General features: G+C 57.4%; 23 protein-coding genes. 7 read left to right on the top strand and 16 right to left on the bottom strand.

Annotation, left to right across the window (positions count from 1 at the left end):
- Positions 1-82: 82 nt before the first annotated feature.
- Both EU557_RS11580 and EU557_RS11575 read left to right on the top strand, forming a co-directional pair.
- Complete coding sequence (locus EU557_RS11580; RefSeq protein WP_135530618.1) at positions 83-2,593, top strand: heavy metal translocating P-type ATPase; 2,511 nt, start codon at positions 83-85, stop codon at positions 2,591-2,593.
- A gap of 14 nt (positions 2,594-2,607) precedes the next feature.
- Positions 2,608-2,985 (top strand): cupredoxin domain-containing protein, encoded by a 378-nt coding sequence (locus EU557_RS11575; RefSeq protein WP_135530617.1) that lies wholly within the window; start codon positions 2,608-2,610, stop codon positions 2,983-2,985.
- Between the two features lie 32 nt (positions 2,986-3,017).
- Here the strand turns inward: EU557_RS11575 and EU557_RS11570 are convergent, their stop codons facing one another.
- The 7 genes from EU557_RS11570 to EU557_RS11540 form a co-directional block, all read right to left on the bottom strand.
- Positions 3,018-3,359 (bottom strand): DUF202 domain-containing protein, encoded by a 342-nt coding sequence (locus tag EU557_RS11570; RefSeq protein WP_167855173.1) that lies wholly within the window; start codon positions 3,357-3,359, stop codon positions 3,018-3,020.
- 191 nt (positions 3,360-3,550) lie between these two features.
- Complete coding sequence (locus tag EU557_RS11565; protein WP_135530616.1) at positions 3,551-5,257, bottom strand: acetate--CoA ligase; 1,707 nt, start codon at positions 5,255-5,257, stop codon at positions 3,551-3,553.
- Positions 5,258-5,397: 140 nt separating this feature from the next.
- A complete protein-coding gene (locus EU557_RS11560; protein ID WP_135530615.1) occupies positions 5,398-5,619 on the bottom strand; it encodes a hypothetical protein in 222 nt (73 codons plus the stop codon).
- 23 nt (positions 5,620-5,642) lie between these two features.
- Positions 5,643-5,870, bottom strand: coding sequence for a hypothetical protein (locus tag EU557_RS11555; protein WP_135530614.1), 228 nt, complete (start codon positions 5,868-5,870; stop codon positions 5,643-5,645).
- A 193-nt stretch (positions 5,871-6,063) separates the two neighbouring features.
- The gene (locus EU557_RS11550) at positions 6,064-7,122 is read right to left on the bottom strand and encodes a bifunctional transcriptional activator/DNA repair enzyme AdaA (RefSeq protein WP_281062604.1); all 1,059 of its coding nucleotides are present in this window, start codon (positions 7,120-7,122) and stop codon (positions 6,064-6,066) included.
- Positions 7,123-7,550: 428 nt separating this feature from the next.
- Positions 7,551-8,111: a hypothetical protein gene (locus EU557_RS11545; RefSeq protein WP_135530613.1), complete on the bottom strand. Its 561-nt coding sequence runs from the start codon at positions 8,109-8,111 to the stop codon at positions 7,551-7,553.
- 209 nt (positions 8,112-8,320) lie between these two features.
- On the bottom strand, positions 8,321-9,325 hold the full coding sequence (locus tag EU557_RS11540) for an alpha/beta hydrolase (protein WP_245326240.1): 1,005 nt from the start codon (positions 9,323-9,325) through the stop codon (positions 8,321-8,323).
- A 534-nt stretch (positions 9,326-9,859) separates the two neighbouring features.
- Here EU557_RS11540 and EU557_RS11535 point away from each other — a divergent pair.
- From EU557_RS11535 to EU557_RS11525, 3 genes are all read left to right on the top strand, one after another.
- Complete coding sequence (locus EU557_RS11535; RefSeq protein ID WP_135530612.1) at positions 9,860-10,627, top strand: ferritin-like domain-containing protein; 768 nt, start codon at positions 9,860-9,862, stop codon at positions 10,625-10,627.
- Positions 10,628-10,671: 44 nt separating this feature from the next.
- Positions 10,672-11,565: a ferritin-like domain-containing protein gene (locus EU557_RS11530; RefSeq protein WP_135530611.1), complete on the top strand. Its 894-nt coding sequence runs from the start codon at positions 10,672-10,674 to the stop codon at positions 11,563-11,565.
- A gap of 217 nt (positions 11,566-11,782) precedes the next feature.
- Positions 11,783-12,064: a hypothetical protein gene (locus EU557_RS11525; protein ID WP_135530610.1), complete on the top strand. Its 282-nt coding sequence runs from the start codon at positions 11,783-11,785 to the stop codon at positions 12,062-12,064.
- Between the two features lie 99 nt (positions 12,065-12,163).
- Here EU557_RS11525 and EU557_RS11520 read toward each other — a convergent pair whose 3' ends face one another.
- The 7 genes from EU557_RS11520 to EU557_RS11490 form a co-directional block, all read right to left on the bottom strand.
- A complete protein-coding gene (locus tag EU557_RS11520) occupies positions 12,164-12,994 on the bottom strand; it encodes a polysaccharide deacetylase family protein (protein ID WP_135530609.1) in 831 nt (276 codons plus the stop codon).
- Between the two features lie 399 nt (positions 12,995-13,393).
- Positions 13,394-14,488: an OmpA family protein gene (locus EU557_RS11515; protein ID WP_135530608.1), complete on the bottom strand. Its 1,095-nt coding sequence runs from the start codon at positions 14,486-14,488 to the stop codon at positions 13,394-13,396.
- Between the two features lie 80 nt (positions 14,489-14,568).
- Positions 14,569-15,441: an aldo/keto reductase gene (locus tag EU557_RS11510; RefSeq protein ID WP_167855172.1), complete on the bottom strand. Its 873-nt coding sequence runs from the start codon at positions 15,439-15,441 to the stop codon at positions 14,569-14,571.
- A 96-nt stretch (positions 15,442-15,537) separates the two neighbouring features.
- Positions 15,538-16,221 (bottom strand): hypothetical protein, encoded by a 684-nt coding sequence (locus EU557_RS11505; protein WP_135530606.1) that lies wholly within the window; start codon positions 16,219-16,221, stop codon positions 15,538-15,540.
- A 108-nt stretch (positions 16,222-16,329) separates the two neighbouring features.
- Positions 16,330-17,457: an alpha/beta fold hydrolase gene (locus EU557_RS11500; RefSeq protein WP_135530605.1), complete on the bottom strand. Its 1,128-nt coding sequence runs from the start codon at positions 17,455-17,457 to the stop codon at positions 16,330-16,332.
- Positions 17,458-17,577: 120 nt separating this feature from the next.
- On the bottom strand, positions 17,578-19,407 hold the full coding sequence (locus EU557_RS11495; protein WP_135530604.1) for a peptidoglycan D,D-transpeptidase FtsI family protein: 1,830 nt from the start codon (positions 19,405-19,407) through the stop codon (positions 17,578-17,580).
- Between the two features lie 183 nt (positions 19,408-19,590).
- Positions 19,591-20,544 carry a hypothetical protein gene (locus tag EU557_RS11490; RefSeq protein ID WP_135530603.1) on the bottom strand — a complete coding sequence of 318 codons (954 nt, stop codon included), beginning with the start codon at positions 20,542-20,544 and terminating at the stop codon, positions 19,591-19,593.
- A gap of 195 nt (positions 20,545-20,739) precedes the next feature.
- Between EU557_RS11490 and EU557_RS11485 the strand changes: the two genes are divergently transcribed.
- Positions 20,740-21,606, top strand: coding sequence for a helix-turn-helix transcriptional regulator (locus EU557_RS11485; RefSeq protein ID WP_135530602.1), 867 nt, complete (start codon positions 20,740-20,742; stop codon positions 21,604-21,606).
- A gap of 223 nt (positions 21,607-21,829) precedes the next feature.
- A complete protein-coding gene (locus tag EU557_RS11480; RefSeq protein ID WP_210116025.1) occupies positions 21,830-22,780 on the top strand; it encodes an alpha/beta fold hydrolase in 951 nt (316 codons plus the stop codon).
- A gap of 75 nt (positions 22,781-22,855) precedes the next feature.
- Here EU557_RS11480 and EU557_RS11475 read toward each other — a convergent pair whose 3' ends face one another.
- Together EU557_RS11475 and EU557_RS11470 are read right to left on the bottom strand one after the other, a co-directional pair.
- Positions 22,856-23,311, bottom strand: a complete 456-nt coding sequence (locus EU557_RS11475; protein ID WP_135530601.1) for a DUF1572 family protein — start codon at positions 23,309-23,311, stop codon at positions 22,856-22,858.
- 174 nt (positions 23,312-23,485) lie between these two features.
- Positions 23,486-24,892, bottom strand: coding sequence for an APC family permease (locus EU557_RS11470; protein ID WP_135530600.1), 1,407 nt, complete (start codon positions 24,890-24,892; stop codon positions 23,486-23,488).
- Between the last annotated feature and the right edge of the window lie 13 nt (positions 24,893-24,905).

The following is a 24,905-nucleotide window of genomic DNA, read 5'->3' as shown; positions in this document are numbered from 1 at the left end:
GAATCCCGTACTGCCAATTACCCTGGTTGGCGGTTGATTTGTGAGGAGGAAAGAAGCATTCTTTCCGCTCGATGTTTTTGATATGAATCAGCAAGATGTAGTGTGTGGAATGATGGTTGACGCAGCTTCGGCCACGCATCGTTCGCACTTCGATACTAAAGAATATGTATTCTGTTCCGCGAACTGCCAGCGCAAGTTCGAGGCAGATCCGGCTCAGTATGTTCACCCTGAACTGGTAGAAGCCACCGGTGCTATGGCTGCCACCAATCGGCTAGGCCAGTCGGGAACTGCGGTGGCCTTACCCCCCGTGCAAACTCCGGCGGCTACTGCGCTGGCCACCTTGGATATTGAGGGCATGACCTGCGCTTCCTGCGCCTCCTTCGTGGAGAAGTCCTTGTCGCGCACGCCCGGCGTGCACAAGGCGCTAGTGAATTATGCTACGGAGCGGGCGACGGTGGAGTACCTACCGGGCCAGGCCTCGCCCGAAACGCTGAAGGAGGCGGTAATTAAAGCGGGCTACGGCGTAGCGGCGCCCGCCGCACCCGATACCAGCGCCGCCGACCGCCAAGCCGAGCTGGACGAGCAAAAAGCGGTGGCCTACCAGAAGCTGAAACGCCGCTTGTGGGTAGCCGTGGCATTAGCCGCCGTGGTGATGGTGCTATCGATGGTCATGCTTTGGCCGGCTCTAGCCGCCCGCATCAACATGCAGGGGCTCAACTACGTGCTATTGGCCCTGGCCTTACCTGTACTGCTCTACAGCGGCCGGGAGTTTTACACCTCAGCCTGGAATGCCTTCAAGCACCGGGCTGCCAACATGGATACGCTCATTGCCGTGGGCACTGGGGCCGCCTTCCTCTACAGTGTGGCCGCCACCGTGGCCCCGCATTTCTTTATGCAGCACGGCCTGATGCCGGAGGTTTATTATGATACCACCGCCACCATCATTGCCCTAATCTTGGTCGGAAAGGTGCTGGAGCAACGCGCCAAAACGCAAACCTCAGCGGCCATCAAGTCTTTGATGAGCCTACAGGCCAAAACCGCGCGGGTAGTACACGGGGAGCAGGAAATCGACCTCCCGATTGAGCAGGTACGGCCCGGCGATGTAGTGGTGGTGCGGCCCGGTGAGAAGGTGGCCACTGATGGGGTAGTGGTGCTAGGCCACTCAGCCGTGGATGAGGCCATGCTCACGGGCGAAAGTCTGCCAGTGGAGAAAAAGGAGGGCGATACGGTTTTTGGGGCCACCCTCAACAAAACCGGCTCCTTCCGCTTCCGCGTGACCAAAGTAGGCGCTGAAACCATGCTCTCGCAGATTGTGAAGCTGGTAGAAGATGCCCAAGGCAGCCGGGCGCCCATTCAGCGCCTCGCCGATAAGGTTAGTGCCATCTTTGTGCCCACGGTGGTGTGCATTGCCATTCTCACCTTCTTGCTCTGGTTTGATCTGGCCCCGGAAGCTACCCGGTTCCCCTTGGCGCTGGTCAACTTTGTGGCCGTCCTGATTATTGCCTGCCCGTGCGCACTAGGCCTGGCTACGCCCACCGCCATTATGGTCAGCACGGGCAAGGGTGCCGAGAACGGTGTGCTCATCCGCAACGCCGAAGCCCTGGAGAAAGCGCATCAGGTCACCACTATTCTGCTGGATAAAACCGGCACCATCACCCGCGGAGAGCCTGCTGTAACCGACTTCACCGTGGCTGCTGGCCACGAGGCCGGCCAGGTGCTGCAAGCGGTGGCGGCCGTGGAGCGCCAGTCAGAGCACCCGCTGGCGGAGGCGGTGGTGCGCTACGCTGAGGCTCAGCAAGCGCCTCGCGTGTCTGTGGAAGGCTTCCGGGCCGTGGAGGGCCGCGGCGCTACTGCTACCGTAGGCGGGGAGCAAGTGGTGATTGGAAACCAGCGCCTACTGGCGGAGGCTGGCATAGAGCTGCCCACCGAACTGTCGGCCAAGGCTACCGAGCTGCTAGGCCAGGCCAAAACGGTATTGTACGTTGCCATTGGGAGCCAGGGCGTTGCCCTGATTGGCGTGGCCGATACGGTGCGGGAAACATCCGCCGCGGCTATTCGGCGCCTGCAGGCCATGGGCCTGGAAGTGGTTATGATGACCGGTGACAACCCCCAGACGGCCGAAAAAATCGCGCAGCAGGTGGGCATCAAACGCTACTTCGCGGAAGTGCTGCCCCAGGATAAGGCCAGCAAAGTGCAGGAGCTGCAAGCCGAGGGCCGCGTGGTAGCCATGGTGGGCGACGGAATTAACGACGCCCCAGCCCTGGCCCAGGCCGACATCGGGCTGGCTATGGGCGGCGGCACTGATGTGGCCATGGAAGCCGCGGGCATCACGCTCATGCGCTCCGACCTCCAGGGCGTGGTAACCGCCATCGACCTTTCCAAGCAGACTATCCAGACCATCCGGCAGAACCTGTTTTTTGCCTTTATCTATAACGTGCTGGGCATCCCAATTGCGGCCGGGGTGCTGTATCCGCTGCTGGGCATATCACTTTCGCCTATGCTGGCGGCTGGGGCTATGGCCCTGAGCTCCGTATCGGTGCTCACTAACTCCCTGCGGTTACGCTCCTTCACTGGCGCTACCTCACAAGGCTAATTCTGCTACCTCCGATGGATACTTCTGAAATTATAGTGACCCTGGCAGGCCTAGGCCTGATTGCTTTCGTGCTGTGGTACTTCTTTTTCTCTACCCGCCAGGTGGTTAGCGCCGTTTCCTCCTCCACGGGTGTGCAGGAGGTTGACGTAACGGTAAAAGGAGGCTACTCGCCCGATGTAATTGAGGTGGAAAAGGGCAAGCCCGTGCAGCTACACTTTTACCGCGACGAGGAAGCCAGCTGCTCCGAAGAAATTCTGTTCCCTGATTTTGGCATTCGGCGGGAGCTGCCCGCTTACCAAACCACCCTCATTGAACTGCTGCCCCAGCAGGAAGGCCGATTCGAGTTTACCTGTGGCATGGGCATGTTGCGCGGCAGCCTGCTCGTGAAATAGCTAGGCCACGTGCTTGTCTGAGCAGCGTGGGCTTATTCTTCCACCAGCAAGGTGCTTTTGTTGTGGGCTTGGTGGCGGTGCAATACGCCTAGAATAGTGTTGCGCTTGTTCCGGAACCTCACCCAGCCCAGCACAACCGTTCCGAAGCCCACGGGCACCAGCAGCACGCCCACCCATACGTACAAATAGCCCCGGAAGAAGTTGATCAGGGAAAAGCCAGCCACCACCAGCGCAATACCCGTGCGCAGGTAGGCCAGTATCGTCCGCTCATTGGCCAGGCGGGTGCGCTCCAGCGCCAACCGGTCGCTGATACCCAGCACCGCATCAGGATGAGAGGAGGGAGACGAGTGAGAAATGGGAGGAGAGGATGCCAAGACACTTACAGTTAAACCGGCACTAAAGCGCTAGGCCAGGATACGTAGTGGTACGGGCGCCACCCCAATAAGAGTTGCTACTTGCAACCAGATTAGCGTCGGCTCAGTAACTCGCTGAAAATTGGGACCATTGCACCTGCCCCACAGGACGGGCTGTGGTGTAGTTGCTCACAGCCCTTAGGCTACTCGCGCTAGGTAGTCTTCTGATAGAAGTATTCCTGCTCTCTGGTAGAGCCGCCCATTTGTCGGTGTTCGGCTTCCTGAGCCCGCAGCTCTACCCGCCTGATTTTGCCACTGATGGTTTTGGGCAGCTCCGCAACGAACTCCAGAATACGCGGCATCTTGTACGGGGCCAGCTGCTCACGGCAGAAGCTGAACAGCTCGCTTGCTACTGCCGCCGAGGCCGAAGCGGCCGGGTGGAGAATAATAAAGGCTTTGATTTCGTGGCCTTTGATGGGATGCGGAGAGCCCACTACGGCAGCCTCCACCACGGCGGGGTGCTCTACCAGCGCGCTTTCCACCTCAAAGGGCCCCACCCGGTAGTCCGACGACTTTATCACGTCATCATCGCGGCCCACAAACCATAGGTACCCATCGGGCGTGCGGTAGGCTTTGTCGCCGGTGTAGTACAGGCCGTGACGGAACACGCTGGCGCCCCGTTCAGGCTCGCCGAAGTATTCTTTGAAGATGCCATTGGGCCGGCCAGTGTCCATGCGCACCGCAATGTGGCCCTCTTCGTAGTCGGCCAGCACCTGCCCAGTTTCATCTGCCACCACCACGTCATACAGAAACGACGGCAGACCCATGGAGCCTTGTTTCACCTCGCCGTTGGGCAGGTTATACACCATGGCCGTGCTTTCCGTTTGGCCGTAGCCGTCGCGGATGAGCAAGCCGGTGCCGCGCTGCCAGGCATCAATTACCTCCGGGTTGAGGGGCTCACCGGCACTCACGCACTCCCGAAAGCTGAATCGGTACTGGGTTAGGTCTTCCAGAATGAGCAGGCGCAGCACGGTCGGCGGCGCGCAAAAGGTGGTAACGCGCTGTTGTTCCACTGCCTTAAGCAGGGGCGCGGCCACAAACTTGCCGCTCTGCCGGTACACCAGTAAGGTAGCACCCACACTGAGCGGGGCAAAGAAGCTGCTCCAGGCAAACTTAGCCCACCCGGCCTGCGAGATGTTGCAATGCACATCGTGGGGTGTTAGGCCAATCCAGGCGGCGGTGCTGAGGTGGCCTACGGGGTAGGAGAAGTGGGTGTGCGTTACAATTTTGGGCATGCCCGTGGTGCCCGAGGTAAAGAACAGAAATAGCGGGTCGTCGGAGCGGGTGGGGGCGGCGAGGGCGGTGGTAGCCTCGGCGGCACAGGCAGAGAAGCTTACCCAGCCGGGTCGTTCGGCCGCGCCCACCAGCATTTTCAGCTGGATGCGCTGGCCTAGCTGCTGTTCCGCCAAATCAATCTTTTCGGCATTCTCAGCGTCGGCAATTACTACGGCCGGCAGTAGGCGCCCAAAGCGGTAGGCCAGGTCCGGCACCGACATAATCGTGGCCGTTGGAATCAGCACTTGCCCACCCTTTATGCCTGCCAGGTAAGCAAACCACAGCTCGGCCACCACCGGCACCATGAGCAGCACCGCCGCGCCGGGCTCAATTTGCTGGCGGCGCCAGTAGTTGAGCAACTGGTTGGCACGTTGGCTCAGGGTGTGGTAGCTGTAACGCTCTTCCTCGCCCTCATCACTCACCAGAATCAGCGCCTCTTTTTCTGGGTTCCTAGCCGTGTGCAAGTCCTCAAAAATCTCGGCCGTCCAGTTAAAATGCTCGGGCTTAGGTACGAGGAGCGAGGTAAGCGGGGCGTAGTTACGGCTCTCCGTTAGGCGCTGGAACTCCTGGAAATAGCTTTTCATGGGTGGGGCAGAGGGCTAAAGTCAGGGCGCTATAGTACGAAAGTGCCAGGACACTGGCCTAGCGAAAGTGCTAGGCCAGTGTCCTGGCAAATGAGAAGGGCAGAGTAAAGCTTTAGCCGGTGCCCTAAGCAAACAAAGGGTTACTGGGGAGCCAGGCCTCCGGTTAGAGGGGTGTTAGGATCAGGACGGGGTTGCTCAGAGTTATCTAGTTCCTCTAGTTGCTCGAGTTCTTCCACAATCTGGGCGGGGTTGAACAGGCCGGTGAGAGCAGCTAACTCCTCAAGAGAGGGAATACCGCTGGTGTTAGCCGACTGATCTGGTTGCTCCGGCAATTCGGGGAGAGGGGGCTGAATGGTGCTCATACCTTTGCGTACGCAAAAGGAGCTTACGCGGGTATATAATGGTGAGCCGCTTCCAGAAGGGTGTCGGCATTCATATGGTGCCCTTGCTCCACCAGCTGCTCACAGTAGCGGTGCACGCGCACTTCCTGTACCAGCCCTACGTGGGCGTGCTGCTCATGACGGGCCACAATCAGTTGTGCCAGCAAGATGGCGGCAGTGCTCATTTGCCCTTTCTGCAGGGCCGTGCGAAATGAATCTTCAGTAGGAAACATAAAGCAGAGAATAGGGTGCTGGTTGAGCTTGGCAACAAGCATACCATTCGCTGAGCTTCCGTAGGCCAAAGTGCCTTTGTATATACTTAGATGAGGGAATAAGTATTTGATAGAAAGGGTTATATGTTTCAAGGCTTGACGAGGTCAAAGAAGACCAACGCCACAATATTGTACTAAGACCTACTACCTGAGCTTAGTCGTTTCTGCGCCCGGCTTCCAGATCTAGCAGCCACTGCTTGCGCCATAAGCCACCGGCGTAGCCCGTGAGCTGCCCATTGGAGCCAATAACGCGGTGGCAGGGAATCAGGATGGCCACGCGGTTCATGCCGTTGGCGGAGGCCACCGCCCGCACGGCGCTGGGCCGCGCAAGGGCCAGGGCTTGCTGGCCATAGGAGCGGGTAATGCCGTACGGAATAGACTGCAGCTCCTGCCAAACGGCCTGCTGGAACGCAGTGCCCGGCGTGAGCAGGGGTATCGTAAACGTTTGCCTAGTGCCTGCGAAATACTCAGCTAGCTGGGTGCGCAAGAGCCCAAAATGAGGGTTTTCGCCCTGCACGATGGTAGCATTGAGGCGGCGGGCCAAGTCCTTTAGCTCTGTTTCGAGCATCCGGCGGTCTGTAAACTCAAGCAAACAAATACCAGCCTCAGTCCCGCAGGCCAGCATAGTGCCTAAAGGGGTTTCCAGCCGAGTAAGGTTGATGATCTGCTGCTCCCGGCTCTGACGAGGCGATACGCCGAAAACGGCTTTGAAAGAGTCCTGAAATCCGCTCAGCGACTCATAGCCACTATCGAAAGCGGCCACCGTCACTGACTCGCCGCGCTGGAGTTTTTTAAACGCCACATTAATGCGGTTTAGCCGCTGATATGCCTGAAAGGTGATACCGTGCTGGCGCAGAAACCACCTTCTAATGGTAGCCGGCTCCATCCCTCTTTGGCGCAGCACTGAGTCACTGATCTTTACCGTTGGGTGGTGGCCTAGCTCATTGAGCAAGGCCTGAATGTAGGCCGGGGTGGAGTCGCGCGACTCAAGCGGAATACACACTTTACAGGGCCGATAGCCGTGCAGCAGCGCTTGCTTGGTGGTAGCGAAGAACTCCACATTTTCTGGCTTAGGCTTACGAGCTGTGCAGGTGGGCCGGCAGAAAATGCCCGTAGTTTTAACCGCCGCAATAAAGCGGCCTTCATACGATGCATCCTTATTTACCAGGGCCTGGTAGCACTCAAGGGTGGAGGGAAGTAGCATGGAGTTCATAAGGTAAGCAGGCTTGCGTGGGCAGAAGCTCTTTGGGAAAAGCATAGGCAAAACAAGCCTACTCTGCTCCGGCCCGCAACCGGAAAATGAACAAGCATTTTCTTCTTCAAACACTCACCGTTGTTCGAAATGTAAAGCGTTTATCCCTGAAGCCACAAGAAAAGCTACTATACATTAGTAGAATAAATGGTAGTGTATAATAGACTGGTAAATAGCAGTATATATTATAAAGGCTGTGCTGATATTCCGTTGGTCTGCCTCCATTGTGAACATCTAAAACGGCCTCGTATACGCGAGTAGCGACAGCAGCTTGCCGGCTGCTGATACGTGATTGTCAGCTGCAGCAAGTAGCCGCAGGCAGAGGCTGTGGGCTAACAAAAAAGTGTCCCTGCAAACCTTGGCTGCAGGGACACAAAGAGGCGCCTAATTTATTCTGACTCGTTTACAGCGTTACCGTGTTGCGCTTGGGGTGGCTCATCGGTGGGGTTACGGCTGTTCATACCAATGCGCTGGCTCATGGTCTCGTCGGGCTGGTCGTAGTCGCCGCCACCGTAGCCACCTGTGAAGGCGTTTTGGTCGGCAGCGGGGTTGCGGTTGGAGAGGTCATCGCGGCCACCACTGGTGCCTAGGCCACCTCGATGCCCACTTTGGTCGTAGCCCCGGTCCTCGTCGCTATTGAAGCCGGTGCGCCCCATGCCCTGACCACGGCCTAGTGAGCGGGAGTTATCTCCGTCGCCCGCTGCTCCTTCGCGCCGTTGCTGGTCAAAGTCAGAGCCTCGCTCCATCTGCGGGCTGCCGGAGTGTCGGCCATGCTCGTCCTCAGGGGTACGGACGCCAATCTCGTCGCGATAATTGCCCGCATTGGCTAGCACCGTAGACATATCCCGTGGATCTTCTTCCGGAGAAGAGCCAGGTCCCTGATCAGCTCCTAGCTGGGCGGGGTCCATAGCGTTGTTCTGTTCATCGTTGGGTGGGAAGTTAGCTGACATAGCACGGTAGGGGTTAGGTTAGTACTCATGACTCGGAAGTCATTTCTCGTACTGCCCTGGCCTAGGAAAGTTACAGTGAGGGAAGGCGTTACATTGCGTCAAGCCATAGCATTGACTGGTGCTACTGGCATCTCAGTGAGCTATAAACGAAACCGCTCGGCCTCTTTGTGGAGCCTAGCGGTAATGGTAATTCCGAACTTGGCGGCTCCTCAACGCTTTTTTAACACCTTGTCCAGAAAATCAACCGTGTAGTTGAGGGTCGGCTCAAACCATGGGTTGAACAGGGGAAAGGGGTGAGGGGCATCCGGAAAGCTGTGTACTTCGGTGTAAATGCCCAGCTTGCTGAGCTGCTGCCTCATATCGTCGCGGCCGGCGTGCATGCGGTCAACGCTACTGTTGATGAACAGGATGGGCGGAGTTTTAGGGCTTACGTGGTTAAGCGCCGAGGCCTGCTGCCACAGTTCCGGATGTTCTGTTTTAGGGCTGCCAAACCAGTGCGTAGCGGCTGAGATGTTCTTGCGGTCGTCGCCCTCGCCCGACTCCGGGTGGATAAAGGCAAGAATCCCGTCAACGTCTACTATGGCTTGCACACTGCTGGAGTGGGTAGGGTAGCAATTGCCGGTTTCGTAAAGCGGGTCGGCATTGGTAGTGCCAATGAGGGAGGCCAGCTGTCCGCCCGCCGAAAAGCCCCATACCGCAATGCGGGCGGTATCAATGCCATACGTGCGGGCATTGGCGCGCATCCAACGAATAGCCGCCCTGAGGTCCTGCACTGCCGCCGGATAGGGCGCCTCCGTCGATAGCCGGTACTCCGCCGTTACGGCCACATAGCCCTTGGCCGCCAGCTGCTGTGCCATGGGTACATGCTGCGACCGGTCGCCGGAGCGCCACCCTCCGCCGTGCACCAGCAATACGGCGGGCCTCTCTTTCCGCCGTGAGGGTTTCGGGTAGAACACATCAAGCATAAGCGCGTGGGTGCCCTGCGTGCAGTAGGCCACATTCATTTGCTTCTGCACGCTCCGGGGCACCGTCGGGCGGGCAATACTGATGGCTGGGTTCTGCTTCTTGGCTTTTGTGTAGGCGCTGTAGGTGGTGAAGGAAGTATCACGCGGGGCCGTAGGCTGTTGGGCTACAGCTGAATGCGCAAACACTAGCAGGGCCAGCAACTGCATACCAGTTGTGGTGTGGCCTAGCAGCTTTTTCAGGGATATCATGTCGGCAGCTGTCGAGAGAAGGGAAGCGGTTTCTGCCTCTAAACTACAAGCCTAGTGCTTTAATGCGTGATGCAATGCGTTAAGGCTGATGGAAACGAGTTTAAATACTGGCAAAGGCCTGGCTGCAACCGGTGCCGCGCCAGTTATCAACTAGACTGGTTAGTGCCCCCAACTAGTTAGCAAATGATGCTATTTCCATGTCTTAGGATAAATAGGAGGTTTTAGTGACATGGTTTTAGCAACTCTTGTAATCCATTGGCCACTTTGGGCAAGAAAGAAGCGGTTACTGACTAGGATGAAGTTGGCGAATGGAATAGAGGTGCCAAGATTGGGCAACCAACTTGGAATTAAAAACCCTTATTCAAAATGACATAGTTGTAAAGTGCAAAAGCACAGTGTTTTATCATGTATTTGGCGTTATAAATACTGATTTATAAAGCTATAAGTATATTATTCGGGCATTGTAAATCCGAAATTGGGAACGGAAGCGTAGCTCAGGTTAGTAACATTTTTTCCCACCTAAATCCTAACTGTATGTTTGAGCTTTTTAAAGAGAGTTCCGCAGCCGCAGTGGCTGAGGCTGGTCCTAATGGGCCCTTGAAGCGTCGATCATTTTTGCGCTTTACCGGGGCCGGAGTGGTCCTGACTGGACTAATGCTAGCCGGTTGCGACGACAACCAGTTGGATAAGGAATTGAGTGAGGCTGCCAGTAGCGACAGTAAGAATGACAACAACCGCGTAGTGAACGTGGGCAGCGGCGACTTCGGCATCCTGAACTTTGCCTACGCGCTGGAGCAACTGGAAGCTGCGTTCTACGCCCAAGTATTGAAGGGCGGGTATTATGCCTCAGCCTCAGAAGCTGAAAAGTTGGTTTTCAAGGATATTGAAGCCCATGAGCGCATTCACCGCGACTTTTTGAAGGCTGGTATTGCCGCCAACGGTGGAACTCCCATTGAGGACTTGGAGCCTGACTTCTCCAGCATCAACTTCGGCAGCCGCAGTAGCGTGTTGGGGGCCGCTAAAGCCTTCGAGGACTTAGGAGTAGCAGCATACAATGGGGCTGGGCCGCTCATCAGCAACCCGGTGTACCTGGGGCTGGCGGGCAAAATAGTGTCGGTAGAAGCCCGCCACGCCGCCCTGATTCGGGACCTGATTCAGTTTGGTACGTTCGTGACGCCCGATGTAGTAAGCCAAAGCACTGGCCTAGAGATGTCGTTGCGGCCTTCGCAAGTGGCTTCCATGGCCAACAAGTACCTAAAGCCGGGTTCCAAAATCAACGTTAGTAAGCTGCCCCGCGAGTAGGGTAGGTAGTTCTTTCAGTTCTCATATCGTCTAAAACCCTACCCATGAATATTTTAAACCTGATTTCTGAAATCGAGCGGGTTGACCCGGAGGTGTATGAGCGCCTCGATCAGCGCCGCCAGATGTTCCGTCACTTTGCGGGCTTTGGCAAGAAGCTGGCTGTGGCGGCGGTGCCGCTGGCGTTGGGCGGCGTGCTGCAAAAGGCCTACGGGCAGTCATCGGGGCTGAGTGAGCAAATTAAGTTTGTGCTCAACTTCGCTCTCAAGCTGGAATACCTCGAGTACTACTTCTATCAAATGGGGCTGGATGCCCCTGGCCTACTATCCGGCCAACTGCGCGACTCCGTCACTATCATCCGCAACGATGAGCGCAACCACGTGAATTTCCTGCGCAGCGTGCTGGGCAGTGCTGCTATCCCCGACCCAGGCGCCGGTGCGTTTGATTTCACGGGTGCCAAAGGTGGCGCCCGGGCTCCCTTATTCCCAGATGTATTCACGAATGCCGGAACGTTCTTCGCCGTAGCCCAGGCTTTAGAAGATACCGGCGTGCGTGCCTACAAAGGCGGAGCTCCACTCCTCATCAGCAACAACACCGTGCTAGAGGCGGCTCTCAACATTCACTCCGTAGAAGCACGTCACGCTTCCCACATCCGGACGGTGCGCCGGGGTGGTCCGCAGGGCATACCAGGTCCGCTTACTTCCAAGCCCAAAAGCTGGATTTCGGGCGACGACAATGGTGGCCCAGCCCCCATGTACACGGCTCCCGTCTACGGCCCAGGCATGCCCGCCGAAGCGTATCCGAGTGAGGCCAACGTAACCCAGGCCGGCGTAAATCTGGTGTCGGTATTCGGCGTTTCGACCGCAGAGGCATCTGAAGCCTTTGACGAGCCCCTCGATCCAAACACAGTGTTGGCTATTGCCGGCAACTTTATCAAGTAAAGTTTTCGTATACAGTTCACAAGAGCGTGTTGCCTCACCTGACTGGCAGCACGCTCTTGTGCGTTTAGTGCCGCCGATAGGTGATATGAGTGCCCATTTGTATGATAGTAGCTGCACGGATGGCCTAGGAGAGTACACCACTAGCATCCAACGCAGGGCCGAGGCGCTACGTATAGGCAAGTAGTCTCTCCCGATCCAGCTTTCAACCCAACATGCTATGAACACTCCCGATAACGAATCCAACGCTTCACAATCTGGCGACCAGCGCCAGCCCGAAGGCCAATATTTCCCCGGCAGCCACGATACCGGCCTGAACGCCGATGACAACTCCGGCAGCGGCGGCACCGAAGGCGGCCAGGAAATAAAAGGGGCCCGCGTCCGGTCTGGTGCGCCTAACTACGATGCCCCCGGCAACGCCCAGGATGGCGACGTAGGTGGCAACAGCATCAGCAGCGGCACCGGCGTATCAGGCGGCGAAACCGGCAAAGTGAACCTGTAAGGTGGCATAGCTACCTTGTTTCTACGATATGCAAAGGCCCTCTTCCAGGTTCTGGAAGAGGGCCTTTTTGTGGAGCTACGGTGAGTACACGAAGCTCCCTTAGCCTTTGGCTTTGCCCAAGGCAGAACCCGCCTGCACGGTTTTGATTTTCTCGGCGACTTCCACCATAGGAGCTACCCAAATATCCTTCTCGTGGGCCTTCAGATAGCGCAGTAGCTGCCGATGGGCCTTCAGATCCACGTTCAGCCCGTGGCCACCGCCCACCCCATGGAACAGAAACACCAGCAGCGTGTGCGACTGCTGGGCCTTTTTCACCAAGTCAATCAGCTGCTCGCCGGTCTGCCCGTTGATCATGTAGCTGTCGATGTTGGTCAGGTCTACTTCCGCAGCGGTTTGTAGGCCACCCGTTACGCCGCGGGCACCCACGAAATCGTTCTTCAGCTGGTCGTAAAACTTCACGCCCCCAATCTGCAGGTCGCCGCAGGGGTAGGCAAAGGTGCGGGCGGTTTTACCGTCAATGGCGTTGAGTAGCACGTTGTTGGCCCGAATCTCACTGACGGCTCGGCTCACGGTGTACTTGCTCAGGTCGTTGTCGGGAGTTACGAAGGTGCGGCCCGGCAGGCTGCCGTCGCAGGGGTGCATGAGGGCGTGGTTGCCCAACTCGTGGCCCCGTTGGGCTGCCCGGCGCCACTCCGGCAGGCGCTTCGCCACTACCGGCGAGGAGCCAATGAGGTAGAAAGTACCCCGGAATTTCATAGAGTCAAGGGCTGGCACGGCATTGTCGAGGTCTACGTCGATGGCATCGTCGTAGGTAAGCACTACGGCGCACTGCTTGTTATTCCAGGTAGTAGCGGGTTTAGTTTGGGCGTGGCTAGGGCAGTGGCCTAGCAGGCAGTAAGCGGCGAGGGGAAGCAGGAACTTTGGGTTCATAGAAAGAAATAGTAGACAGAAAGCGCCGGAAAGCGTTGGCCTCGCTTGAAGTGGGAGGACCGCTCACAATATGCACACAGACAACGGGCTTCCGGTAACGTCATCTGCCAAAAACATTCATAGCATCTTGGTTTGCACCACTAGGAGAATATAGACCTTCCAGATGGCAAGTGGCCTACCGTCAAGCAGCTTTCCTTTTTAGACTTGTACCGAACAACCAACCGGCTTGTGGCCTAGAGCAAAGAGGCTAACTTGAATAACGACCATGTTATGGTAGAACAGGTGAAGCTACGTTCCCATAATTGATGGACCAGCCACATTGGGTGAGTTGCTTGGACAACTAATGAAATAGGGTCGTTCTGTTAGTATACTACAACCGCCACCTTAGCTGGGTATCCATTACTTCACCTCTTCCACTTCTACGCGCCGGTTGCGCGCATCGGGGGAGGCATACAGAGGGCGAGTATCACCGAAGCCGACGGTGCTAATGCGCTCGGCGGCAATGCCAGCCTTCACCAGATACGCTTTAACGGCTTCGGCCCGCTGCTCCGAGAGAGTCTGGTTTTTATCGGGCTCCCCGATCTTGTCTGTATGCCCGGCCACGCGCAGCTTCAGCAGTGGCCTAGCCTTCAACTCGCTGGCCAGCTGGTCGAGCGCCGGCAGGCCTTCGGGCAGCAACTCCGCCGTGCCCAGCTTAAACAGTACCGTAGGCAGTACCACGGGCTTTGGAGCCAGAATGGGGGCCGGGGCGCGGCGGGCAGTGTCAAGGCGGGCAGTATCTGGCCGGGTTGGCCGCACGGGTGCTGGCGGAGTGGGTTGGACTTTAGCTGGTGCCGCGCCGGTTACCTGAATGGTAATGGGCACCACGGCGCTTTGCCGGGTAGGGTAGAAGCCTTGGGTGAGGTAGAAGGTGGTGGTTTTGCTGAGCTTGGTGCGGTAGGTGTTACCCGTATTCACGGGCTGTTTCAGGGCGGCGTCAGCATACCACAGCACATTGCGGCCCGATACTCGAATGGAGCTTTCGATGCCCGCGGCCACTTTAGCCGAAGATTTTAGCTTCACGCGGTAAAACGTAAACGTGCCCACGTCGCAGTTGCCAACGGGCTCGTAGGTGGCGTGGCCGGTTAGCTTCTCCAGCTTAGGGTCGTAGGTAAAGGTGATAGAGCCCTCGCACCAGTAGGAGCCGGGCGTGCGGCCGGTTTCGTTCAGCTTCTGCTGGTGCTGCAAGCGCATCCCAGCGGTGGTAGGGGTGGCCTGCACCATAAACGTCACGGACACCCTGGGCTCGTCGCCCACTTCCTGGTAAAGCACCCCAAATAAGTTGGTGCCCTTGCCTTTCTGCAAGCGTAACTCGGCGGGCCAGGTGGCATCCGGCTCCCGCTCCCCCGTATCAGTTTCTACACCTTGCCAGATGCCCGCTAACGACTGCGCTTTTACTGGCTCGGCTAAGAGCAGCGTCAGCACAGTTAGTACATACCACATAGTGCCTTTCATCTTACCAAGTAAACTTAGTTTGACGAATAGAGTCGGGAGGTGAAGGGTAGGTTGCTTTTGCACCGCCCATTACGCCATTATTAGCCCAGATAGGCTATATCCTCCGGGCTTAAGTGGAAGGTAGCCGCCGCAAGGTTTTCCCGGAAATGAGCCAGGGAGGAAGTACCTGGAATGGGCAAAATCCAGGGCGACTTATGCAGCAGCCAGGCAATATTGATCTGAGCTTCCGTGGCGTTATGCTTCTGGGCTATTTCGGCAATTTTGTTGCCCGCTTTGGGCAGCCCGTGAATCAGCGAAAAGAAGGGAATGAGCGGAATGCCGTGCTGCTCACAGAGGTCGAGCACTTCCTCGCCGCCGGGATTGGCGCCATGGGGCAGCTGCACGGTGGTGCGCTGGGCGTAGCTGTACATGTTCTCCACGGTAGCAATAGGGCCTAACGCTAGGCCAGTCTCTAGCTCCTCGCGGGTTACATTGCTCAAGCCTACATGCAGAATTTTTCCCTCGCGCTGCATCTCAAACATGGCTCGCAGCTGCTCGTCGAGAGGTACCGGGCCGTGGCCCATCAGGCGCAGGTGCACCAGCTGGATCTGCTCCTGTCGGAGAGTGCGCAGGTTGTTGTCTATGCTCGTGCGCAGGTTTTCGGGGGTGTTGAAGGGCACCCAGCTTTTATCGGGTCGGCGGGTGGCGCCCACCTTGGTACAAATTACCAGGTCTTGCGGGTAGGGGTACAGGGCTTCGGCAATCAGGCGGTTGGTCACGTCCTCGCCATAATAATCGGCCGTATCAATGAAATTCACGCCCAACTCCACAGCTGTTCGCAGGATTTGCAGCGCCTCGGGGCGGTTGGTGGGCTCGCCCCAAATTTCAGGTCCCGTCAGGCGCATAGTGCCGTAGCCGAGACGGTTGACGGTAAGAGGATGAGCGGAGTTTTGGGCAATGGTGATGGTAGACATGAGGGGAGATGTAGGAGTAGACTTCAAGGGAAGGTGGCCTAGGCCACTCGGCTAGGCACCATACGCAAACAACTGGCTAAGCGATTTGGTGAAAAGCTACTTGCGGGCCGCCGTCTGCAGATTGAGAACAGGAGCAGCCGTGCCCTTGACATATAGGCTGGCCCGTTCCTGCTCACTGGTGTCCGATAAAGCCCACCACACCTCCGTGCCCTTCGTGCCAATGCGCACGGCTTCCTTATACTGGCCAAAGGGCCGCTCGTAGTTCATAGTGATGCCCGCAAATCCGGTTTTATCGTTCACTATCATCTCTACTGCATCCTGGTTTTGGCGGTCGAGGGCAATGACGCCGCGGCCGTTGTCGAGGAAGCTCATGCCGCCGCGCTCTTGCCCAGTTTGGTCATGAATGGTGAGACCGTAGGAAGCGGCAATGCGGGGGTAGGTCTTGCCCTGCAACACTGGGTTGGGCGCTTCACCCAAAATAACCCGATCCTGCCCCTCCGGCCCCAGCACCACTACCGAGGCCGTAGGCGCATCCTTGCGCTTGCGGCCAGTGGTTTCGGTGGGCGCTCCAATGAGGATGCGCGGCTTCCCGGCTGCATCCGTAACAGTAATACCACGCACGTGCAGATACTCTGACTTGCTCGCCGCAAAGCTGGTTAGGCCCACCGCTAGTACCAACAAGGCCCCTAGGCTTCCCATAAGGCGCTGGCGCTTCACTTGTTTTTCTAGCTGCTCAATGCGGTGCAGTAAGGTTGCTGAGTCGGTTCCGTGCGGGGTCATGGCGGTGGGGCTAGTTGCCGAAATAGGGTTGCTACTTGAAAGGCTGACTAAACAGTACGCCGCTGCTGGTAAGTAGTTTATGCTGCCCAGTACTGGCCTAGAAGCGCCCTATTTTTTGCCAGTACGCACGGGGTTAGCGGCCAGCGGCCGAACGTCATTTACCAACGTAAGCAGCAGCTTGCCGGGCTCCTCCAGCGGAATCAGGTGGGCAGAGTTTTCAAACCAAATGCTCTTTTTCAGCGGCGCTTTTACTCGAGTCAGCCAGCTCGCCGTAGGCTCCGAGGGCGTGGTATAATCATGCCGGCCCATCAGCATAAACACCGGAACCGGGAAGGATTTCACCGCCTTAAAATCTACTTGCAGAAAGGCCGGCAGCAAGCGGCTCAGGGTAAACAGACTGCCCTTATCTATTGCCTCCACATCGGCAGGTGAATACTCCGGAGAAAGCAGCGGGGCGTTGAAGTAGTACTTGAATTCTGAGCGGTTCGCCGCTAGGCCCCCGTAGTACTGCGGCCACTTTCGGGCAATGATAATTCGCTCCCGCGTGGTGGGCTGGCTGCCGGGGTAAGGCGCAATGGAGCGCAACTCTCTCAAAGCTTCCTCATTATGTTCAGCGGTGGCGCGCTTCAGAGCATACTCAAAACTCACCCGCTCGTTGTCCTGAGCATTGATGACCTGCCCAATGCCCACATAGGCATAAAATAAATCGGGGCGCTGTAGGGCCGCGTGCATGCTGACGATGGTGCCCCAACTGTGGCCTACCAGAATAACTTTCCGCTTGCCATATTTTTTCCGAATAAACTCAGCCAGGTCAATGGCATCTTGCACGTACTGATCGATGCGGATTGTGGGGCCTAGGCCAGTTGTATCGTTGGTAGCATAGGTCTTACCTGAGGCACGTTGGTCATACTGCACTACCGTGAAGTACTCTTCCAGGGGCCGCTGAAACATCCATGCAACTGGTGCCATGGGTGAGGCTGGTCCGCCATGGACAAATAGGATAATGGGGTTCTGCTTGTCTTGCCCGCGCACGTACACCCACTGCTTCACCCCGCCAATAGGCACTGCATACGACTCCTGCACACCATTTGGAGCCACTATTTTCCCTAAATCAGCAAGTATTGCTTGGCCTTTCGCATAATCATTTACAGGGAGGCTAGTTTGTCCAGACGACGGGATGGAGCACCTTAGCAAGATGAGAAAAGCAGCGCATTGGGAGAGAAAGAGACGTTTCATAGCGAAGGATCAGAAGAGCTGGGAATAACTAAGGTCTATAGGTAAGGCCTTGAGCTCTAAGATGTCCTGCTTAAGCAAAGCGTTGCCCGAGGCTTGCCACCCAGTGTATCCCACAACTATCTAATACCCATGCTGGGCTCGGTTTTGAATGCGCTTTTCCCAACGTTTGCGCTTGGGCGCGATGTAGCCGCGCAGGTGTTTTTCCATAACCATCACGGCGCAGGGCGCAGCGGCAGTGGCCCCGAAGCCACCATTTTCGAGGTACACGGCTACAGCTATCTTGGGATTATCGGCGGGAGCAAAACCAACAAAGGCGGCGTGGTCGTCGCCCTCGTCGTTTTGTACGGTGCCAGTTTTGCCCGCCACTGTGATGCCCACATCCGCCAGACTAGAAGCGTCTGCCGTGCCGCCGCGCTGCATCACGGCCACCATGCCGGGCACCAGCGCCGCAAAATGGACACTATCGATGAGGGTATGATGCTTCTCGGTGAAGCGTGCCAAAGGCCCGCCCTTGCCAACTGCGCGCACCAAATGCGGGGCATAATACCAGCCGCGGTTGGCAATGATGGCGGCCATATTGGCCATCTGTAGGCCAGTGAGGTTGATTTCGCCCTGCCCGATGCTGAGCGAGTAGATGGAGCGGTAGGTCCAGTTGCGGGTGCGGCGGGCCTTGTCGTAGTACTCGGGAGTGGGGAGGAAGCCGGGCGCCTCACGGGGCAGGTCCACGCCCAGCACCGAGTCGAGGCCAAACGAGCGGACGTAGCGCCGCCACTCGGCTAGGTTAACGTGACGGGCGGCTACGGTATCCTGCACCAAGCTATCGGGTACCGCATTGATCAGGTTCTGCATCACCTGGTAGAAATAGGGGTTGCAGCTATACTTGAGGCCCAGGGTTAGGGTATTAGCGGGCTTGTGGTGGTGCACGCAGCTCACCAATGACTGGTCGCAGGTGAAGGCGGTGGCAGGCGTAATGGCGCCCATCTGTAGGGCCACAGCGGCATTCACCAGCTTAAATACCGAGCCGGGCGGATTGGCCAGCATGGCGGGTCGGTTCAGCAGGGGCATGTTTTCGTGCTCCAGCAGTTCGGCGCGCACTCCGGCCTGATCGGGGGCAGTAATGGTGGCCGGGTCATATACCGGCGCCGAGACGTAGGCCAGTATTTCGCCGGTACGTGGGTCGAGGGCCACTAGGTAGCCTCTGCGGTTGCCCATCAGCTTTTCGGCGTAGGCCTGTAGCTTCACATCTAGGGTTAGGTGCAGGTCCTGGCCTTGCTGGAAAGTGGTATCCTTGGCCCAGGTGCCGTGCTGCTGGCCCTTAGCATCTAACAGCGGGTGCAGGTAGCCGTGACGCCCCTTGAGCAGGCCGTTGTAGTAGGCCTCTACACCGCCGTTGCGCAGGCGGTAGAAACGGCCGCGCCGGTAGCGCTGGGCCTGGCGGTAAAAGGTTTGGGCTTCGCCGCTGAGGTAGCCTAGCACGGGGGCACCGGCTGCGGTGGTATAGGTGCGCTGGTGGCGTTCCAGCAACGTCAGCCCGGGTACCGTTGTGCTACTATCGCGGCGCACGCGCTTCGCTTCGGCCGCCGTGAGGCGGAGCTGCACCGGGGTTTGGGGGCGGGCACCGGGGTAGGGCAAGGCCTCGGCAATGCGCCGCCGCACGGTAGTGGAATCCCAGCCCAGCAACTGGCCTAGCGCCAGGGTATCAAGCGGGGGGCGGCGCGGCAGCCGTACTACAAATTGCAGGCGAGTGTCCACGAGTACCGAGTCATTGCGGTCGAGGATACGGCCCCGAATAAGGGAATCAGCTATTACTACGCGGCGCCGGGTGTACGCTTCGCCGGTTTCTGGGTCTTGAGTAGGAGTAGAAGTGTTTGGGTCGGGCGACGAGCAGGCGGCCAACGCAGCCAAGGATGCCAGTAGAACCTTTTCCCAATGAATAAAAGCGGTACGCATGGGGTAAAGCTAGACAATTGCCATGCTTCGGGTCCAGGCTTCTCGGCGAACGAGCTAAGCTGCCGGGTTATCGTTAGTATCTCTACGGCGTGGCGCCAGGAGGCAGTAATAATTTACTCCTACGAAAACGCCGCCCGGATTACCCCAGGCGGCGTAGTAGGGCTAGGCCAGTAGGCGTGGCAATTATTCGTCGGAATTACTGGACGCTTGCGGGCCGCCGCCAAATATAAGGGCTAAGGTTTTCATGCCAATCTGGGTGGCGTCCTTGGCATAGTCGAGCACAGGCGCAGTGGTGCTGATTTTTAGGTCTTGGTCGGTAACGGGCTTGAGCTGCACGTTGGTAAACTCGTAGCGCAGTTGCTGCTTGCGCTCCTTATCAAAGTACACCACTAGGCGCGTAATGCCGTGGGCCTCGTTCACATACACGGGGTGAGCGAAGTTCAGACTCTGCGGAATCTGCTTGGACGTCCACACATCTAGCGCCACGGGCTTGTTGGGCAACTGGCCGGGTACGTCGGAAGGGGCCGCGTCGGCGCCGGGCTTGATGGTGTAGGTGGTCTTCTGGCTGGGGTAGCCGGCTACCAGCTCCGTTTCAGTGGTAGGGCGCAGGGTGTAGTCGGTGGTGGTGACCACAATACTTTGCCAAGTCCGCTTCACCGAGGCCGCATCGTAGGTGTAGTTCACGTTCTGAGGCGCCGACTGCGAGGCGATGCGCAGCAGGCCCTTGTTGGTAGCATTGTTGAAGTAATTCTCTAGGTGATAGGTAAGGGCATCGGTGGTGGCGCGTACTTCCTTACCCCGGCAATACAGCGTGCCTTTGCGCGGCAGCATCAGCGCCCCAATGGTCATGGCGGGGCTAAGGTTTTTGGAGGCCTCTTGAAACTGCAGTTTTTCCGCCGCGGTGAGGCTAGCGGCCAGTTGCTGCACCTGCCCCTGAATGTTTCCCTTGGTGGGATCTATCCGGTTGAGCAGCTTATCGTAGGGGTTACCCGGCAGCGACACGCGGGTAGTGATGATGCCCTGGGTGAAATCAGCCACGGCGGCTGGTGCGGGTGCAGGAGGGGTGCGGTAGCCAGCCGCAGCTAGTAGCACTGTTAGCGGAAGCAGTGACCAGGCAGAAGAACGGGAAAGGCGCATAGTAGAATGGAAGGAGAGGAAGATTTATGGCGCCAAAACTATATATAAAAAGTAGTTTGCAAGACGTGAGGCTGGCATCTAACGAAGAGCAGTAGTGCCAGCCATCCAAAACAGGATGACAGGCTAACCAGGGCAAGAAGTAGAAAAGCTGAACATGTGGGTGCCGACTGAGTTAATTGGGACAACTTTACCCTGATGAACTATTCCACTTACACCTCTGAGTTGTATAAACAGCCACCCTTGCAAACCAGCGCGGCACAGGCGTGGTCGGGGGTGCGGGTAGAGCGCTACCAGCTGGCCCCGGGAGTAATGCCAGCGCATTTTCACGGTCAGCACTTGCTGCTCATACATCAGGCAGCGCAAGCGGTCCGCACTCACCGCCCGCAGGGGAACAGGGTAGAAGAAGCCGTATTTCAGTGCGACGACGCAGGCTTGTATCCGGCTGGGGAGTATGGGCCATCTGCCTGGGATGAGCCGGCGGATATTATCAATGTGCACCTGGACCCTGAGTGGCTGGAAACCCTCGCCCGCCAGAGCCTGGACCTGGAGCAGTTCAGGTTGCGCGAGCGGTTTCAGTTCGAGGATGCCCTGCTACCCCACGTAGGGCGGCAATTGCTGGCGGCCGCTGGTAGGGAGCACGCATTGGGGCAGTTGTATGCAGAATCGCTGGTGAACACGCTGGGCTACCATCTCATCGAGTTCCATGCCAGCTATGAGCGGCGTATCGTCGGTGCTGGCTCCCGCTTATCAGCGGCGGTGCTAGCCCGCATCGATTCGTATGTGGAAGCTGCCGCGGAGCAAACCGTTTCGCTAGCAGCACTGGCCGATCTGGCCAACCTGAGCGTCTTTCACTTTGCACGTCGCTTCAAGCTGACCACCGGCCGCTCGCCCTACCAGTATGTTCTGGACTGGAAAATCAAACGGGCGCGCCAGTTGCTGCAAGCCGGCAGCCTACCTATTGCCGCCATTGGTGATGCGCTCGGGTTTGCCTCGCCCGCGCATTTTTCAGCCGCGTTCAAACGAGTAGTAGGCCAGAGCCCGCGCGAGTTTCAGCGTGGCTAGGATAAGTGGGAAAGGCGCTATTTAACTATGATTACGAGCAGAACGAAGAATCTGGGTTACTGGCCTAGAAGCTGCTCCAGATTCCTGACTTTGCTCAGAATGGAAAGAGCAAGAATCTGTAAGAAGTGAGCAGGAATTGGGCAGGGTGCCAGAGGGCTTGCGGGCAACTTTGCAGCATGCAAACAGGCAGTTGCCGTCTGCTTCATCCCTCACTTCCTTCTTTATGCACACGCTCAATTTAACAGCCAGTACCGCCGCTCCCACGGAAACCCCCGATATGTACTCCGATGCGGAGCTGGTGAAGAAGCTGCCCGGCTTCACCAATCACTACGTCAGCGTCAACGGCATTCAGCTTCACTACGTGGAAGGGGGCAGCGGCGAGCCGCTCATCTGCCTGCCCGGCTGGCCCCAAACCTGGTGGTCGTTTCACCCCGTAGCCTCCCAACTGGCTGAGCGTTACCGTGTCATCATTCTCGATATCCGGGGGATGGGCAGCTCCGAGAAGCCCACTACGGGGTATGACAAAAAGACCATGGCTCAGGATGTGTATGCCCTGTCCCAGCTGCTAGGCCTATCCAAGGTAACGGTAATGGGGCACGATATCGGCGGCATGGTGGCCCTGAGTTTTGCCTTCAATTACCCTGAGGCCACCGACAAGGTGATCCTGCTGGATGGCAGCCACCCCAGCGAAGGCATGCGGTACATGACCATGCTGCCCGTTCCCGGTACCTTCGAGGCCAAGATGGACGGTAACAACCCTTACATGTGGTGGATGGCGTTCAACCAAATCAAAGAACTGCCCGAGCAGCTGCTGGCCGGCCGCTTCCGCTACCTGCTCGACTGGCTCTTCGGGTACGTCATGATTGACGAGCGTCACATGACGGAGTTTGACAGAGAGGTGTATGCCGCCGCTTATAACCACCCCGAGAGCATCCGGGCGGCTACGGCTTGGTATCAGACCTTCAATCAGGACATAGCCGACGCCAACACGTACCCCCGCTTGACCATGCCGGTACTAGGCATTGCGAGTTACGTGGCCTACAACCACATGAACATGGGCCTACCTCACATAGCGGAAAATGTGCAGGTAATCGGCCTGCAGGATAGTGGACACTACATGTTCGAGGAGAAGCCGGACCAAGTGCTGGAGGTCGTCCTACGCTTTCTACACTAGTTGGTAGCTGCTTCGCCTGGCGTGGCTCTTGCCTTAGCAGCCTTCATGTAGCCCAACAGGAGCAATGTCCCTTGTCTATGGCTGCTTTGAGTCGAGTAGACGTCGGTGGTAGTTGATCTGGCCCAAGTGGTACGTTAGGTGAGTAGCCAGATGAACCAGCAAATACTCGGTTGACGTCTTTTCCTTGAAAACCAGGATAGGATATTCCTGAGCCAGTGCATCAGGGCTTACTTTTTCCAGCGATGCATCCACTACGCTGCTTGTTTCATCGAGCTTATCCAACAGCTCCAGTCGAGGGATGTTCTTTAGCGAAAACTCCAACTCGCGATGCCGCGTGTAGGCTATACCGCCAAGCTCAGCCCCGATGTAGGTGTTCAGGTTACCGATTAAATGCAGGCACAAATTGCCAGCCGAATTGGCTATGCCTTTTTCGATGTGCCAGATGTGTTGCTCGTCGTTGTACGCCATGAGTTCCTGCTTTACCCGATCTAGGTCGCGTAGGAAAAGTAGGCGTAGAGTAGTAGTCAGCATACAAGGAGAAATAACTGTATCTCGTTATCGGGACGACAAACGCTGCCCGGATAATCTGTACTCAAGCGGCGCAATACCGAATTGCCGCTGGCGCAGAGAGGCACTGCCTCCACGTGCACAGCTGGATACGGATTGCGCCGCCTGAAACTCGCGCCAAAGTAAGCCACTCGCTGACTACGTGCGGGCTTGCTGTCGCCGGAAATAGGCGAAGAAGGGGAGTCCCGTTAGAATGAGGCCTAGGCCTAGCAGCGACTGCGTAGGTTGAGTAATGAGCGTGTGACCCGTGAAAGTAAGGGCAAACAGGATGAGCATAATTTGCACGAACGGGTAGCCCGGCACTGGGCCCGGAATGCGCCCCTGACGCTTCATCTTTATCACCGCCACGGCCAGCAACCCATAGAATAGGAAAGTGGCAAAAATGACTAAATCAGTCAGGCGCTCGAAGGTGCCGGAAATAATCAGCAAGCTGCTCCACGTGAATGTGAAGGCTAAGGCGCGGTAGGGCGTGCGGAAGCGCGGGTGCACGGCCGCAGCCGACGCAAAGAAATACCCTTCCTGGGCCATGCGGAAGTGCACGCGGGTGTGCGAGAGCAGCACGGAGTTGAGCGTACCGAATACACTTACCAGTATCAGGACCGTAACCCCCGTTTTGCCCCACTTGCCCAGCAAGGCCTCCGCCACCACGGCCGCCCCAATTTCGTTAGGACCCACGGCTGCTAACTGGCCTAGGGGCAAGGTGCGCAGGTACACGTAATTAATCAGCACGTACAGCACAATGGCAATGCTCACCCCACCCACGATGGCGCGGGGTACATTGCGCCGTGGGTTTTTGATTTCGCCCGTGACAAAGGAAAGGTCCACCCAGCCGTCGTAGGCCCAGAACACGCTGAGCAATGCGCCAAAAAAGGCACTAGCCAGCGATACGTCTCGCGTAGGCACCACCGCCACTGAAGAGCCACTAGAATCCGGGGAAGCCAGAAACAAGCCCGCCAAGATGAGCAAAAGGATACCTCCAATCTTGGCCGCCGTAAACACGTTGCTAAGCCGTCCGCTTTCACTCACCCCGCGGTAATTCACCCAGGTGAGTGCGGCCGCAGTGCTGATGGCCAGTATCTTAATGCCGGAATCGGCAAAGGGATAAATGAGTCCGCCGAGGGAGAGGTGCGCCCAGGCCTGAGCCGGGTTAGGCAGGGGCAGCAGCACATTGACTGATTGGGCGAAGATGAAGGCCAGCGCCGCTACCGAAGCGGAGCCGATGATGGCAAAATCAGTCCAGCCAAACAGGAAGGAAGCAAAATTGCCAAACGACAGCCGTAGGTACTCATATACGCCACCCGACTCCTCGGTGAGGGAGGCCATGCCCGACAGGTTCAGGGCCCCGAAGATCGTGACCATGCCCGCCGCCACCCAGGCCGCTAGTATCCACTCTGCGCTTAGGCCACTCTGCGCCAGGGGCACGATTTTCTTGAAGACGCCCGATCCAATCACAATGCCTGCTACCAGTAACGTCCCGCTAACTACTCCAAAGGCTCGGACTAGGGTTGCGGGAGCAGGTACGGGTGACTTTTCTGGGTCTTTCATGCTAAAAGTAATA

It is taken from the genome of Hymenobacter wooponensis, assembly GCF_004745865.1.
Taxonomy (GTDB): Bacteria; Bacteroidota; Bacteroidia; order Cytophagales; family Hymenobacteraceae; genus Hymenobacter; species Hymenobacter wooponensis.
The sequence above is the reverse complement of the archived record's forward strand: the minus strand, read 5'-3'. Positions and strand labels throughout refer to the sequence as shown.

What these genes read in the sequence shown, in the direction of transcription:
- EU557_RS11580 (WP_135530618.1), top strand. Translation starts at nt 83, where the DNA reads ATGAATCAGCAAGATGTAGTGTGTGGAATGATGGTTGACGCAGCTTCG.
- EU557_RS11575 (WP_135530617.1), top strand. Translation starts at nt 2,608, where the DNA reads ATGGATACTTCTGAAATTATAGTGACCCTGGCAGGCCTAGGCCTGATT.
- EU557_RS11565 (WP_135530616.1), bottom strand. Translation starts at nt 5,257, where the DNA reads ATGAAAAGCTATTTCCAGGAGTTCCAGCGCCTAACGGAGAGCCGTAAC.
- EU557_RS11560 (WP_135530615.1), bottom strand. Translation starts at nt 5,619, where the DNA reads ATGAGCACCATTCAGCCCCCTCTCCCCGAATTGCCGGAGCAACCAGAT.
- EU557_RS11555 (WP_135530614.1), bottom strand. Translation starts at nt 5,870, where the DNA reads ATGTTTCCTACTGAAGATTCATTTCGCACGGCCCTGCAGAAAGGGCAA.
- EU557_RS11550 (WP_281062604.1), bottom strand. Translation starts at nt 7,122, where the DNA reads ATGAACTCCATGCTACTTCCCTCCACCCTTGAGTGCTACCAGGCCCTG.
- EU557_RS11545 (WP_135530613.1), bottom strand. Translation starts at nt 8,111, where the DNA reads ATGTCAGCTAACTTCCCACCCAACGATGAACAGAACAACGCTATGGAC.
- EU557_RS11540 (WP_245326240.1), bottom strand. Translation starts at nt 9,325, where the DNA reads ATGATATCCCTGAAAAAGCTGCTAGGCCACACCACAACTGGTATGCAG.
- EU557_RS11535 (WP_135530612.1), top strand. Translation starts at nt 9,860, where the DNA reads ATGTTTGAGCTTTTTAAAGAGAGTTCCGCAGCCGCAGTGGCTGAGGCT.
- EU557_RS11530 (WP_135530611.1), top strand. Translation starts at nt 10,672, where the DNA reads ATGAATATTTTAAACCTGATTTCTGAAATCGAGCGGGTTGACCCGGAG.
- EU557_RS11525 (WP_135530610.1), top strand. Translation starts at nt 11,783, where the DNA reads ATGAACACTCCCGATAACGAATCCAACGCTTCACAATCTGGCGACCAG.
- EU557_RS11520 (WP_135530609.1), bottom strand. Translation starts at nt 12,994, where the DNA reads ATGAACCCAAAGTTCCTGCTTCCCCTCGCCGCTTACTGCCTGCTAGGC.
- EU557_RS11515 (WP_135530608.1), bottom strand. Translation starts at nt 14,488, where the DNA reads ATGAAAGGCACTATGTGGTATGTACTAACTGTGCTGACGCTGCTCTTA.
- EU557_RS11510 (WP_167855172.1), bottom strand. Translation starts at nt 15,441, where the DNA reads ATGTCTACCATCACCATTGCCCAAAACTCCGCTCATCCTCTTACCGTC.
- EU557_RS11505 (WP_135530606.1), bottom strand. Translation starts at nt 16,221, where the DNA reads ATGACCCCGCACGGAACCGACTCAGCAACCTTACTGCACCGCATTGAG.
- EU557_RS11500 (WP_135530605.1), bottom strand. Translation starts at nt 17,457, where the DNA reads ATGAAACGTCTCTTTCTCTCCCAATGCGCTGCTTTTCTCATCTTGCTA.
- EU557_RS11495 (WP_135530604.1), bottom strand. Translation starts at nt 19,407, where the DNA reads ATGCGTACCGCTTTTATTCATTGGGAAAAGGTTCTACTGGCATCCTTG.
- EU557_RS11490 (WP_135530603.1), bottom strand. Translation starts at nt 20,544, where the DNA reads ATGCGCCTTTCCCGTTCTTCTGCCTGGTCACTGCTTCCGCTAACAGTG.
- EU557_RS11485 (WP_135530602.1), top strand. Translation starts at nt 20,740, where the DNA reads ATGAACTATTCCACTTACACCTCTGAGTTGTATAAACAGCCACCCTTG.
- EU557_RS11480 (WP_210116025.1), top strand. Translation starts at nt 21,830, where the DNA reads ATGCACACGCTCAATTTAACAGCCAGTACCGCCGCTCCCACGGAAACC.
- EU557_RS11475 (WP_135530601.1), bottom strand. Translation starts at nt 23,311, where the DNA reads ATGCTGACTACTACTCTACGCCTACTTTTCCTACGCGACCTAGATCGG.
- EU557_RS11470 (WP_135530600.1), bottom strand. Translation starts at nt 24,892, where the DNA reads ATGAAAGACCCAGAAAAGTCACCCGTACCTGCTCCCGCAACCCTAGTC.